At 68.0% G+C, this 11695-nt stretch carries 12 protein-coding genes; 2 read left to right on the top strand and 10 right to left on the bottom strand.

What is annotated here, in order from left to right; translation table 11 throughout:
* Positions 1-18 precede the first annotated feature (18 nt).
* The 6 genes from DOL89_RS11920 to DOL89_RS11945 all read right to left on the bottom strand — a co-directional run bounded on the left by DOL89_RS11920 (position 19) and on the right by DOL89_RS11945 (position 5573).
* A complete protein-coding gene (locus tag DOL89_RS11920; RefSeq protein WP_119679356.1) occupies positions 19-324 on the bottom strand; it encodes a SelT/SelW/SelH family protein in 306 nt (101 codons plus the stop codon).
* A 55-nt stretch (positions 325-379) separates the two neighbouring features.
* Positions 380-706, bottom strand: a complete 327-nt coding sequence (locus DOL89_RS11925; RefSeq protein WP_119679357.1) for a branched-chain amino acid transporter permease — start codon at positions 704-706, stop codon at positions 380-382.
* Entirely contained in the window at positions 693-1403 is a 711-nt protein-coding gene (locus tag DOL89_RS11930; protein WP_162937474.1) for an AzlC family ABC transporter permease, read from the bottom strand. Before DOL89_RS11930 ends, DOL89_RS11925 begins: the two co-directional genes overlap by 14 nt.
* Before the next feature lie 112 nt (positions 1404-1515).
* Positions 1516-3555, bottom strand: coding sequence for an ATP-binding protein (locus tag DOL89_RS11935; protein WP_162937475.1), 2040 nt, complete (start codon positions 3553-3555; stop codon positions 1516-1518).
* Positions 3556-3737: 182 nt separating this feature from the next.
* Complete coding sequence (locus tag DOL89_RS11940; RefSeq protein ID WP_119679360.1) at positions 3738-4109, bottom strand: response regulator; 372 nt, start codon at positions 4107-4109, stop codon at positions 3738-3740.
* Between the two features lie 3 nt (positions 4110-4112).
* Positions 4113-5573 (bottom strand): ATPase domain-containing protein, encoded by a 1461-nt coding sequence (locus DOL89_RS11945; RefSeq protein ID WP_162937476.1) that lies wholly within the window; start codon positions 5571-5573, stop codon positions 4113-4115.
* Between the two features lie 390 nt (positions 5574-5963).
* Here DOL89_RS11945 and DOL89_RS11950 point away from each other — a divergent pair, with 390 nt between their 5' ends.
* Together DOL89_RS11950 and DOL89_RS11955 are read left to right on the top strand one after the other, a co-directional pair.
* Positions 5964-7205 (top strand): MFS transporter, encoded by a 1242-nt coding sequence (locus DOL89_RS11950; protein WP_119679362.1) that lies wholly within the window; start codon positions 5964-5966, stop codon positions 7203-7205.
* 124 nt (positions 7206-7329) lie between these two features.
* Positions 7330-9294 carry a hybrid sensor histidine kinase/response regulator gene (locus DOL89_RS11955; RefSeq protein ID WP_119679363.1) on the top strand — a complete coding sequence of 655 codons (1965 nt, stop codon included), beginning with the start codon at positions 7330-7332 and terminating at the stop codon, positions 9292-9294.
* Positions 9295-9312: 18 nt separating this feature from the next.
* On the opposite strand, the gene DOL89_RS11960 is transcribed toward DOL89_RS11955, so the two are convergent.
* From DOL89_RS11960 to DOL89_RS11975, 4 genes are all read right to left on the bottom strand, one after another.
* On the bottom strand, positions 9313-9645 hold the full coding sequence (locus DOL89_RS11960) for a hypothetical protein (RefSeq protein ID WP_119679364.1): 333 nt from the start codon (positions 9643-9645) through the stop codon (positions 9313-9315).
* Positions 9646-9656: 11 nt separating this feature from the next.
* Positions 9657-10298 (bottom strand): NADH dehydrogenase ubiquinone Fe-S protein 4, encoded by a 642-nt coding sequence (locus DOL89_RS11965; RefSeq protein ID WP_119679365.1) that lies wholly within the window; start codon positions 10296-10298, stop codon positions 9657-9659.
* 77 nt (positions 10299-10375) lie between these two features.
* On the bottom strand, positions 10376-10879 hold the full coding sequence (locus tag DOL89_RS11970) for an Hsp20 family protein (protein ID WP_119680393.1): 504 nt from the start codon (positions 10877-10879) through the stop codon (positions 10376-10378).
* Positions 10880-11114: 235 nt separating this feature from the next.
* Entirely contained in the window at positions 11115-11666 is a 552-nt protein-coding gene (locus tag DOL89_RS11975) for a DUF4142 domain-containing protein (RefSeq protein WP_119679366.1), read from the bottom strand.
* Positions 11667-11695: the final 29 nt, after the last annotated feature.

Below are 11695 nucleotides of genomic sequence, written 5' to 3' on the forward strand. Positions count from 1 at the left end.
CAGCAGGGGGCGGCGACGCTATTCCTTGGGCGTCTCCGCCTCCGCCTTGCGGTCCACATGGCCCAGCGGCCGGTCCGGCGCGATCCGGTCCCGTACCAGCCGCTTCAGCTCCGCCGCCTCCGGGAAGCGGCCCTGCTCCTTGCGGGACCAGACCAGCTCCCCATCCGCATATACGGTGAAGACGCCGCCCGTTCCGGGGATCAGCGTCACGCCGCCGACCTCATCCTCGAAGGTGGTCAACAGCTCCTGGGCCAGCCAGGCCGCGCGCAGGAGCCAGCGGCACTGGCGGCAATAGGTGATCTCGATCCTGGCCACGTCGCTCATCGTTCCTCCGCAAACACGTTCACGGCCACAACAGGCTGGGAACCGGCCGGTCCGGCTATGCGAGCCAGAGATTCTGGACCAGCATGCACGCCGCAGTCCCGGATGCGACGGAAACCAGCAGATGGCGGAAGCAGAGATGCGCCGCCACGGTGACGACGGCGCCCACCGCCTGCCCGGCCTGCGCATTGGCCGGCGCGCCGCCGACGCCCCAGCCCAGATAGACGATCAGCACCGCCAGCACCGCCGGCGGAAACAGTTCCACGAACAGGCGGCGCAGGGCCGGCCCGTTCAGACGGTTGCCTACCAGGAAGGGCAGAAACCGCGCCGGTGCGGTGGCGAGCGCCATCAGCAGCGCCGTCCACAGGATCTCAGCGCCGGGCATGGCACCCTCCCCGGTCCATGATCGCAACGGCAGCCAGCGCCGCGGCCATGATCGGCAGCAGCGTGTTGGACGTCCCGAACACGGCCGCGCCCGCAACGGCCACCGCCGCCCCGACCAGGGCCGCCAGCGCCTTCCGCCTCGTGCGCGTCTGCTCCAGCAGCAGCACGATGAACAGCGCGGTAAGCGCGAAGTCGAGTCCCTGGATGCCGGCGGGAATGAAGTTTCCGGCCACGGCCCCGATGGCGCATCCCACGACCCAATAGCCCTGGTTCAGCATCGCGACGCGCCAGAGAATGCCCTCGTCACAGGACCTGTTCCCGGCCGGCGGGGTAGCGGCCAGCACCGCGTAGGTCTCATCCGTCAGGGCGAAGGCGAAATAGGCCTTGGCCGCATTCCAGGTGCGGAACCGGTCCAGGAAGGCGAGGCCGTAGACGGCATGGCGCGCATTCAGCGTCAGCGTCGCCAGCGCGATCTCCACCGGCCCCTGCCCCGCGGCCAGCATGCCGGCCGCCAGGAACTGCGACGCGCCGGCATAGACGATGAGGCCCAGCAGGGGCGCGCCCCACGCCGGAAGCCCCTGCTGCACCCACAGCACGCCGAACCCGATGCCGATCGGGACATAGCCGACCAGGATGGGAATGCTGAGAAGGAAGGCCTGCCGCCAGGGGCTGGGGCAGGATGCGGCGATATCGGTCATCTCATACGCTTCACGGTCGCGGCCGGACCTGCGGGAGGATGCCGCGAAGCCGCCGCCCGCGCACCCCACAATCCGGCAAGGGCCGCATACCCGTGCCGGGCGGGGCCGGCGGTCAGATCATCCCGGCCCGGCTCTTCGCCCCGCGGGCCCGCAGCTCCGCCTCCAGCGCCGTGGTCAGGTCGGCGACGGTGAAGGGCTTGCCGATCAGCTTCGCATCCGCCCCCTCCATCAGCTCCTCGCTGTAGCCGCTCATCAGCACCACAGGGAAGGCGGGCCAGTAGCGGCGGATTTCGCGCAGAAGGCCGACGCCGCTGAGGGTGCCCGGCATGACGATGTCGCTGAGCACGATGTCCACGCTGCTGTCCGTGCTCAGGACCCGCAGCGCCTCATCGGCGGAGAAGGCCCGCCGCAGGTCGTAACCGATATCGGTGAGCACCGCTGCCAGCATCGCGCCGACGATGGGATCGTCCTCCACCAGCAGCACGGTTCCGCCGCTGACCTCGGGAGCCTGCCCCGCCTCCGCCCGCCCGTCCGCCACCGCCTTGTCGGACCGGGGCAGGAGCAGGGTGACGGTCGTCCCCCGGCCGGGCTGGCTGTCGATGGAGATCGCGCCGCGCGACTGCCGGGCGAAGCCGTAAGCTTGGCTGAGGCCCAGGCCGGTGCCGCCGCTGGCCTGCTTGGTGGTGAAGAAGGGCTCGAAGGCCCTGGCGACAATCTCGGGCGACATGCCGCCGCCGGTGTCGGAGACGGAAAGCGCGACGCAGGGGCCGACGAGCAGCCCCTCCCCCTCCTTCGACGGACGCGGCATGTTCCGCGCCTGAATGCCCAGCGCGCCCGGCCCCGGCATTGCGTCACGCGCGTTCGCCAGGATGTTCAGGACGGTGAATTCGAACTGCGTCGGGTCCACCTCCACGATCCAGATGTCCGGCGGCAGATCGATGTCGAGGCGGATGTCGGGACGCAGGGTCCGCGCCATCAACTCCGACATGGAGAGGAGCTGGTCGCGGATGCTGACCGGCCTGGGCTCCAACGGCTGGCGCCGGGCAAAGGCCAGCAACTGCCGCGTCAGCCGGGAGGCGCGGTCCACCGCCTGATAGCCGGCATCGAGAACGGGCCTGAGCCCGGATGCGTCGGCCTTCTTCTCCACCAGCGACAGGCAGGCCGTCATGGCCTGGAGCAGGTTGTTGAAATCGTGCGCCACGCCGCGGGTCATCTGCCCCATGGCCTCCAGCCGCCGTGTCTCCTCCCTGGCGACGTCCTGGCGGCGGCGGGTGCGCAACTCCCGCAGGAACACGGTCGCGAACAGCATTGCCAGGGCGGCGCAGACCACCCCGCCGCCGAGCATCAGCCCGCCGGCCTGGCGAAGCGGCGCGGCGAACACTTCCCGCGGCAGTCCGACATGGATCGACCAGCCGAAATCCGGGAGCCGGCGATACACCGACCGCAACGGCGTTCCCTCGGTGCTGAGCCCGTCATAGAAGCCCTCCGGCTGCTCTTCCCGGATTCGCAGCAGGCGGCTGTTCGCGGGATAGCCGGTCAGCTTCTCAGGATTAGGCAGCCGGGCGGCGACATTGCCGCCCGCATCCACCACGGCGCAGTACCAGTCCGGCGGCAGGCCGTTGGCGAGAAGAAAGTCCTGGATGCGCCGGGGCTCCACCACGGCGGTGAGGATGTAGAGCAACTGTCCTTTCCGGATCACCGGCACCCGGATCGCGAAGGCGGCGTTGCCGCGCGGTCCGCGCAGGGTGGTGCCGACGACCGGCGCCGACGTGGCCACCGCGCGCGCATGGCTTTCCAGATCGACCACCTTGCCGGGTCCGCCGCCGACCGGATCGGGAATGTCGATCAGCCGGTTGCCATCCGGGTCGCTGAGCACGACGACCCGCCACAGCGGATGGCGGGAGCGGACACGCTCGGCGATGTCCGCGAACGTGTCCCGGTCGACCGCGCCGTCCACGGGCAACGCCTCCGCCAGCACCAGCAGGCTGTCGATCTGTGAGGTCAGCTCGCGGTTCACAAGCTGCGCCAGATAGATGACCCGGTTTTCCGCCTCCTGCTCCATCGCCTCCTGTTTGGCGTGCAGCCATGTGACCCCCAACCCCACCGAAAAAGCGAGGATGGGCAGCACGGCCGCCAGGGCGAGCAGGACCAAGTGTCTTTGCGCGGGAGGCGAACCCGCGCTCCGGCCCAGGAGTCCGGGGATTTTTCGGAACGGCCACATGGTGTGAGGAACGGCGCTCCCAGCAATCCGGTCGGACGAGCCGGGCACACTACCCGGGATGGGTTAATGCATCATACGGAAAAGGCGCCGCCCGCGGCGGCTTGAACAGCTTTCTAGCGGCCGCCGCCGAGCAGCTTCCGTAGCAGATGGGTGAGATCGGAAAGCTGGAAGGGCTTGGCGAAGACCTCCGTGAAGATGCCGTCGGTATTCGCAGGCGGAACCGCGCTGGTCAGCACGATCGGAATGGCTGAAAAGCCAGAATCGGCCCGTAGGGCGCAGGCGAACTCGAGCCCGCTCATGCGGGGCATCATATGGTCGGTCACGACCGCGTCCGGCTGTTCCTGCCGGGCCATGTCGAGCGCCTGCCTGCCGTCATGCGCGACCACCACATGAAAGCCCTCGTCGGCCAGATGCTCGGCGACGGAAAGAGCGATCATGATCTCGTCGTCGACGACGAGGACTTTGGGCGCTTTTCGATCCGCCATCGCTCAGGGGCTCCCCCGGTTGTCGTTCCGGTTCAGCATGTGCGCAGCGCCGGTCGTCAGGTCTTCCGACCTGTCGAACGTGTCCGCCAGGACGATACCGCCGCTGGTGATCTGGAATTCACGGATGCGGGCGTCGAACTGGCTGTCCCGCATCTTCAGGATCGATATCAGCCGCCGCATCTGCGCCCGGTATTCGACGAAGCGCATCAGGATCAGATTCTCCACGATGCTGGAGAATTCCGGAGCCGGTGAGTACACCACGGGGCCGATCATCTCCCGCAGTTCCCAGGTTGCGAAGGTCGTGACCCCCAGGGCCCGCAACTCGTTCGACAGGGCCGTGAAGAAGGGCTCTATCCGGTCGGGATGCCCGGCGGCCCGCTGGAATCCGCTGAACCCGTCGATGACCAGGCGCTTCACGCCCCGGCGCAGCACGGCTTCGCGGAGCCGGTGCGCCAGACCGTCCAGCAGGTTCTCCGTCGGCGGCTGCCACAGCATCTCCAGAGCGCCGCTCCGGAACAGGCCGGAGAGGTCGAGACCGATGGAGGCCGCCTTGGTCTCCAGCCGGGGTTGCGTCTCGTAGAAGCCGAAGAACAGCCCCGGCTCCTCGGCGCTGGAGCTGGCGATGAACTGAAGGGCCAGGGTGGTCTTGCCCGTGCCGGACGGCCCCATGGCGAGCGTCAGCGCCCGCGCCGGCAGCCCGCCCCCGATCATGGCGTCCAGGTCCGGGACGCCGCTGACGGTCCGTTCGATGCCCGGGCCGTCCGGGACGGACGGGGTGGCGAACTCGGCCTCGAACCGGGGATGGACGACGATGCCCCTCTGCTGGATCTGGAACTGGTGCAGCCCCCGCAGATGCGCCCCGCCCCTGAATTTGGAAACGGAAAGCGTGCGGACGGCGCGAGCGCCGACCACATCGTCGGACAAGGCGATGACCCCGTCCACCATGGTGTGCTCCGGTGCCACCTCTCCCAGATTGGCGCTGGTCAGCAGCAGGACGGTGCAGTTGGCGAATTCTCCATGGGTCTGGAGCTGCTGGAGGAAGACTTTGAGGTCCAGATCGGATGGAGCGGACTCCCGCACGTTCAGCAGACCGTCCAGGACCAGCAGGGTCGTCCCCATCCGTCCGATCTCATCCCGCAGCAGCCCGACCAGCCCGTCCAGACCCCCGTCCCGCAAGGCCATATGGCCGCTGATGTAGCTGACGCCCGACGGCACCAGGCCGGCATCGAAGAAGTCCAGCTCTGACAGATTTCCGATCAGCCGGGCATGCGATTCCGCGAGCAGGGTGACATACAGGACCGTGCCGCCGGATTTCGCATGGTGGAAACAGATATGGTTCGCGAGGATGGTCTTACCGGCGCCCGGACGGCCCTGGAGGATATAGGTGCGGCTGCGGATCAGGCCGCCTTTCAGGACGCGGTCCAATCCCTCGATGCCGGTTTCAACCCGTTCGTCGGCCTGCACGAGCACACTCCCTGGTTCCCGGATGTGGATCATCGGCCGCAACCGGCGCTCCTTCCCTGCTGCCACGGGCGAAGCTTGGCCGACGAACAAACAACGTCGCAACTCGTTACGACGAAATATACCCCCTATCCGGATTAGCACGTCCGGAAGGAATGGGAAACCCGGCGAAAGGGGGTCAGGATATCGGGCGCATGGCCTAACCGGGTCGACAGGCTTTCCACGCTCCGTCAGACTGGAACGGCAAAGTTAACAATGACGGGCCGATCCGCAAGGCCCGCGCGACCTAATCCGGGGGAGGATCATGACGGGAACAACGGCGCAGAACCGGCCCGGGCTGTTGCGGCAGGCAGGCCCTTACGCACCGACGATTTCCAGCCGGGCGGGCCGGGCATGACCGCACAGTCCGCCGGGGCCGCCCCGCCCCTGGCCGGCAAGGCGCGATCCCTGACGCTGCTGGCCCTGACCGAGGTCCTGGCGCTCGGCCTCTGGTTCTCGGCCACCGCGGTGGTGCCGGAGTTGGAGGCGGATGTCGGGCTGAGCGCGTTCCAGGCTTCCCTCTTCACCAGCGCCGTGCAGGCCGGGTTCGTCGCCGGCACGCTTGGCAGCGCTCTTCTCGGGCTGGCCGACCGGATCGACCCCCGCCGGCTCTTCGCCGCCTCCGCCCTGATCGCGGCATTGGCGAATGCCGGCATCCTGCTGGTCGACCCGGCCACGGCCGCGGTTCCCGCCCTGCGTTTCGTCACCGGCATCTGCATGGCCGGCATCTATCCCGTCGGGATGCGCATCGCGGCCACCTGGGCCAGGGGCGATCTCGGCCTGCTGGTCGGGTTGCTGGTCGGCGCGCTGACCCTCGGCTCCGCCTCGCCGCATCTGATCAACGCCATCGGCGGCATCGAGTGGCGTTGGGTCATCGGCGCCGCTTCGGCGGGGGCGGTCGTCGCCGCAGTGGCCATCAGCGGCGCCGGGCTGGGTCCCGCCATGGGCAAGGCGCCGCCATTCCGGCCGGCGGCGGCCCTCATCGCATGGCGCGATCCGGCGCTGCGTCTGGCCAATATCGGGTATCTGGGCCACATGTGGGAGCTTTACGCCATGTGGTCGTGGCTGGCCCTGTTCCTGGTCAGCAGCTTCACGGCGGCAGGCGTGCAGGCGGCGGATGCGTCCGGCTGGGCGCGGCTGGTCACCTTTGCGGCCATGGCGCTGGGCGGGCTGGGCTGCGTGGCGGCCGGCGCGATCGCCGACCGTATCGGCCGCACCGCCGTCACCGCCGGCGCCATGGCCATCAGCGGCGGCTGCGCCCTTCTGATCGGCTTCCTGCACGGCGCGCCGCCCGCGCTGGTAATCGCCGTCTGTCTGGTCTGGGGCATAACCATCGTGGCGGACTCCGCCCAGTTCTCCGCCAGCGTGGCGGAGTTGTCGGACCGGACGCTCACCGGCACCATGCTGACCATCCAGACCAGTGCCGGTTTTCTTCTGACACTGTTCAGCATTCATCTGGTGGGATGGCTCGCGGACAGCTTCGGCTGGGCCAATGCCTTCGCCGTGCTCGCAGCCGGCCCGGCAGTGGGCGTGTGGGCGATGCTGCGCCTGCGCGGACGCCCCGAATCCATGCGTCTCGCCGCGGGCCGGAGGTGACGGCCCGAGTGAGTTGATCCCTTTGGCTGGGCCTCAAGCCATACGCCCTATGCGCTATGGCCGGACATCATAAGGTAGGTCTTATATACCCCGCCCGGATTTTCGAGGTGTTGGAGTTCAGTACATGGTCACTGCCCAGGAGCCGAGCCACTCATTAGCGGCGGTGGAGGAGATGAGCTTTCGCCGGCTCGTCGACTCCATTACCGACTATGCCATCTATATGCTCGACTCACAGGGGATCATCAGCACCTGGAACCAGGGGGCGCAGCGATTCAAGGGCTACACCGCGGCGGAAATTCTGGGCCAGCATTTCTCCCGCTTCTATACCGAAGAGGACAAGCTGGCCGGCGAGCCTGCGCGCGCGCTCCACGCCGCTGCCCACGAGGGCAAATACGAGAAGGAAGGCTGGCGCGTCCGCAAGGGGGGGGAGCGGTTCTGGGCCCATGTGGTCATCGACCCGATCAGGGACGAGGACGGGAAGCTGATCGGCTTCGCCAAGATCACCCGCGACGTTACCGAACGGCGCAATACCCAGCAGGCCCTGCTGGAGAGCGAGAAGCGATTCAGCCTGCTGGTGCAGGGCGTGACCGACTATGCCATCTACATGCTGGACCCGCAGGGGCATGTCACCAACTGGAACGGGGGAGCGAACCGGATCAAAGGCTATGCGGCCGAGGAGATCATCGGGCAGCACTTCTCCCGCTTCTATACGCCCGAGGACCGGTCGGCGGGCCTGCCGTTCCAGGCCCTGAAGATCGCTGAGCGCGAAGGCAAGTATGAGAAGGAAGGCTGGCGCATCCGCAAGGACGGCACCCGCTTCTGGGCCCATGTGATCATCGATGCGATCCGGGACGAGAACGGGAAGCTGATCGGCTTCGCCAAGGTCACTCGCGACATCACCGAGCGCAAGGAGGCGCAGGAGGCTTTGGAGCAGGCGCGTGAGGCGCTGGTCCAGGCCCAGAAGATGGAAGCGGTGGGCCAGCTGACCGGCGGAATCGCGCACGATTTCAACAATCTGCTCCAGGCCCTCGGCGGCTGCCTGACGATGATCGCGCGCCGCACCGACCAGCCGGATATCCAACCGCTGCTCCAGGCCGGCAGACAGGCGGTGGACCGCGGGGCCAAGCTGGTGCAGCAGCTCATGACCTTCGCCCGGGGGGAAAGCCTGCGTCCGGAAACGCTGGCCTTGCCCGACCGCATCCTGGGCATGGCAGGCCTTCTGGAGCGCGTCCTGCGCGCCGATATCCGTCTCAATACCCGCTTCACGCCCGATCTCTGGCCGGTCGACCTGGACCCGACCCAGTTCGAACTGGCCATCATCAACCTGGCCGTCAACGCCCGCGACGCCATGCCGAACGGCGGATCGCTGCTGATCAAGGCGGAGAATGTCACGCTGCCGCCCGGTAACCCGCGGGGGTTGGAGGGGGATTTCGTCCACCTGTCCGTAGCCGATACCGGCACCGGCATGCCGGCGGAGGTGAAGATACGGGCCTTCGACCCGTTCTTCACCACCAAGGAGGTGGGGAAAGGTTCCGGCCTCGGGCTGGCGCAGGTTTATGGGCTGGCGCACCAGGGCGGAGGCACCGCCTGGATCGACAGCGAGGAAGGCCGCGGCACGACCATCAACCTGCTGCTGAAGCGGTCCCATTCCCTTCCGCGACAAGCGGTCGACCGCAGCCGCGCTCTGCCCAAGGCACAGCGCGGCGGTCATATCCTGCTCGTGGAGGACGATCCCGTGGTGGCATCCACGGTCGCGGCGGCGCTGGAGGATGCCGGGCTGATGGTGACCCGGGTGGTCACCGCCGACGAGGCCCTGCCGCTGCTGGCGGGCGCCGATGCCATCGATCTGCTGTTTTCCGACGTGATCATGCCGGGCCGGATCAGCGGGATCGACCTGGCCCAGGAGGCCCGCCGCCTACGCCCCGGCCTGCCGGTCATCCTGACGACCGGCTACAGCGGCAATGTCGCGGACGCAGAAGGCATCCGCATCCTGCCAAAGCCCTATCGGATCGACGAGCTGGTCGATGTGCTGGCCCGTGAAATGAGCGGTGCCAAGCCGCTGGCCCCGGTGGCGGAATCCCAGCCCTGAAGCCGGCGTCATGCCGGATCAGCACGGGCAGGCGTCCAGCACCCGGAGCGGCCAGAACAGCTCCACCGCATAGCTGAGGGCCAGGAACGCCGCCGCCTCGTCCCAGGAGGTGAAATGCTCCGCCAGCAACGGCTGGCTTCGCAGGATCGCGACGCCGACCGCCCCGAGGCCGGCGATGAACAGGAGCTGGCTCAGCGCGGCGGGAACCATGGGCAGCGGCAGCAGCGAGGCGAAGAACAGGCTCAGCGCCACGGCAAGCCCGACGCGGAGCATGGCGGTTTCATTGGGATCGTGCGGCTCCCGCCCCTCGCCCCGGCCGCCCTGCCAGTCCCGTGGATCGTAGACATGCATCGCCCCCTCCCTCATGCGGACAGGCGGCGTCCATGGGGGTGCATGAACAGAAGCACCGTGCCGGCCAGCCGCTCCCGCATGCGCCGTGCGGCAAGGGCGTCCGGGAAGGGCGATGCGGAGAGCTCCGGCATGCCGTCGTCACTTGCACGGTCGAACAGCAACCCATCTAGGCAGGCCTCCTCGATCATGTCCCCTATGGCCGGCCTCAACTCCGCGGCGGCGCGCTCCTCCCGTCCGGGGGCGCAGGCAGTCTCCTCCTCCAGATAGAGCTGCCAGTCGCTATTGACGGCCGCATCCATCTGCGCGGCCGTGCGGGGCGGCTTGGCCGGCTGCCGCTGCCGCGCCGGAACCTCGGCAATCTCCAGCCCTTGCCGGGCGGCGAAGCGCAGCGCCGCCTCGCGGGTGGAGAACCGGATTTCCACATGCCGCAACGGATCGTCCCCGGCAATCCATCCCATCAGCGGCTCCAGCCACTGGGGACGCGCCGGCTCGATCGTCAGAATCCAGGGCCGCGCCGTCCCACTCCTGCCGGCGGTTCCCCGTCCCCGGAAGGAGAGCCAGGCCAGCGTGCCCGGCGGGAAGCGCCCGGCGTTGGCGACGGGCTTCAGGAATTCGGTCGGAAAGCTGCTTTCCCTCTTCGGCATCTCCTGCATTGCGGCCTCCCCTATCGGCAAGGCCCCCGGCGGCCGTAGCCAGCCGGCCGCCGGGGCGCAACTCGGAAATACGCGCGTCACGCGGCGACGCGCCGCTCCTCATTGTTCTGGACCATGACGTCCTCGGCCATGCCAGGCTTGTGCTCCAGCGCCGGGCCGGAGGCCGGGCCGCTGATGGCGATGCGGCGGGGCTTCAGCGCCTCGGGCACATTGCGCACCAGTTCGATGGTCAACAGCCCGTTTTCCAGCCGCGCGTCGCGGACCTCGATATGATCTGCCAAGCTGAAGCGCCGTTCGAAGGGGCGTAGCGCCAAGCCGCGGTGCAGGACCTCAGCCCGGTCCTCGCCATTGCGGCGGCCGGTCACGACAAGCTGGTTCGGCTGCGCGGTGATGTTGATCTCATCCGGGCCGAAGCCGGCCACAGCCAGGGTGACGCGGTAACTGTCATCGCCGACCCGCTCGACATTGTAGGGCGGATAGCCGTCGGGCTCGGCCCGGGCCAGCCCTTCCAGCATGTCGAAGACGCGGTCGAAGCCGATGGCGGTTCGATAGAAGGGTGAGAAGTCGAATGCGGTTCGCATGACCATATCCTCCTTGGAAGCGACATGGGACACGAAACTCGCCGCCACGGCCCACCGCGGCGGCAGCCGCCGGAACCCCATCCGGGCGTCCCGGCGTCATTCGATCTAGGAAGCCGGAAACCGGCCATCAAGCCCGGCTGGATTGCAGCGGTTGCATGAGGACGCTCTCTTTATCTGCGTCCGGCGCAGATGTCGGAAAGCCCCGGTTTCCCTTGGGAAAGCCGGGGCCGGCCGGTCAGCGTGAGGAGGCCGTCGACGAACCGATGTTCTGGTTGATCAACTGGAGCATGGCGATATGCGACTTGATCGCCGGAACGGATAGCAGCGGGATCACGGACTCGCGGCTCTCATTACCCGCCTTCTCGAGCAGGTTCTGATGCAGGGCCAGCAGCTCCTGGTGCGCTGTGGTCTGGGTATTCACAAACAGCTCGTCGAATTCCGCGCCCTGCGCCGACTGCAGGCGTTGCATCGCCGCCTTCTTGTCGTCGGGAACCGTGGCCTCCGACGGGGACTCGCCCATGGCCTTCATGGCGGCCATGGTGTTCTGCTGTTCCTCCGCCTCAAGACGGGCGAACTCCTTGACGAGGGGGTCATTCGCCTGCTGAACGGCCATCTGGCTGCTCTGGAGCGAGGCCAGGGAGTTCGCGGCGATCATCATCTTGATATCGTCCTCGTCCATGTCGGCGACGGAACCACTTGCCGTCTGCGCCCAGGCGGCGCGGTGGATGCCCAGCGGGACGGCGATGCCGGCAGCGGCGACGGTCAGGATCATGGCACGGCGGTGCATCGTATTCCTCCGATTTGGTTCGGCCCGGC

The sequence above is a fragment of the Indioceanicola profundi genome, from assembly GCF_003568845.1.
GTDB lineage: Bacteria > Pseudomonadota > Alphaproteobacteria > Azospirillales > Azospirillaceae > Indioceanicola > Indioceanicola profundi.

Coding starts and splice junctions, on each gene's coding strand:
- DOL89_RS11920 (WP_119679356.1), bottom strand. CDS start 324: ATGAGCGACGTGGCCAGGATCGAGATCACCTATTGCCGCCAGTGCCGC.
- DOL89_RS11925 (WP_119679357.1), bottom strand. CDS start 706: ATGCCCGGCGCTGAGATCCTGTGGACGGCGCTGCTGATGGCGCTCGCC.
- DOL89_RS11930 (WP_162937474.1), bottom strand. CDS start 1,403: ATGACCGATATCGCCGCATCCTGCCCCAGCCCCTGGCGGCAGGCCTTC.
- DOL89_RS11940 (WP_119679360.1), bottom strand. CDS start 4,109: ATGGCGGATCGAAAAGCGCCCAAAGTCCTCGTCGTCGACGACGAGATC.
- DOL89_RS11950 (WP_119679362.1), top strand. CDS start 5,964: ATGACCGCACAGTCCGCCGGGGCCGCCCCGCCCCTGGCCGGCAAGGCG.
- DOL89_RS11955 (WP_119679363.1), top strand. CDS start 7,330: ATGGTCACTGCCCAGGAGCCGAGCCACTCATTAGCGGCGGTGGAGGAG.
- DOL89_RS11960 (WP_119679364.1), bottom strand. CDS start 9,645: ATGCATGTCTACGATCCACGGGACTGGCAGGGCGGCCGGGGCGAGGGG.
- DOL89_RS11965 (WP_119679365.1), bottom strand. CDS start 10,298: ATGCAGGAGATGCCGAAGAGGGAAAGCAGCTTTCCGACCGAATTCCTG.
- DOL89_RS11970 (WP_119680393.1), bottom strand. CDS start 10,879: ATGCGAACCGCATTCGACTTCTCACCCTTCTATCGAACCGCCATCGGC.
- DOL89_RS11975 (WP_119679366.1), bottom strand. CDS start 11,666: ATGCACCGCCGTGCCATGATCCTGACCGTCGCCGCTGCCGGCATCGCC.